This is a genomic window from Neisseria sp. HMSC056A03, from assembly GCF_001815685.1.
Taxonomy (GTDB): Bacteria; Pseudomonadota; Gammaproteobacteria; order Burkholderiales; family Neisseriaceae; genus Neisseria; species Neisseria subflava.
In genome coordinates, this window is sequence record NZ_KV821610.1 from 1 (window position 1) to 306 (window position 306).

A 306-nucleotide genomic window follows, 5' to 3' on the forward strand; every position below is an offset into this window, starting at 1 on the left:
AAGCCTGCAAGACCTCAAACGGCGTATCGCCGTTCAAACTGCGGTGCGGCTTCACAGTGTTATAGAAATTAACAAAGCGGCACAACTCCTTTCGCCGGTGTTCCGGACTGTCAAACAACTGTTTCCCATGCCACATCTCCATCAGGGTGCGGATAACCCGTTCCGCCTTACCGTTGGTCTGCGGACGGGCAACCCGGGTAAACTTTTGACCAATCCCGTTCTCATAACAGGCTACACCGAAAGCATGGTTGGCCAAGCCTTTATATTCCGTACCGTTGTCAGAGTAAACGCACTCAATCAGGTATG

At 51.6% G+C, this 306-nt stretch carries 1 protein-coding gene; it reads right to left on the reverse strand.

Annotation, left to right across the window (positions count from 1 at the left end):
- A partial coding sequence (locus tag HMPREF3052_RS03675) for an integrase core domain-containing protein (protein WP_141756602.1) occupies window positions 1-306 on the reverse strand: 306 nt, incomplete at both ends.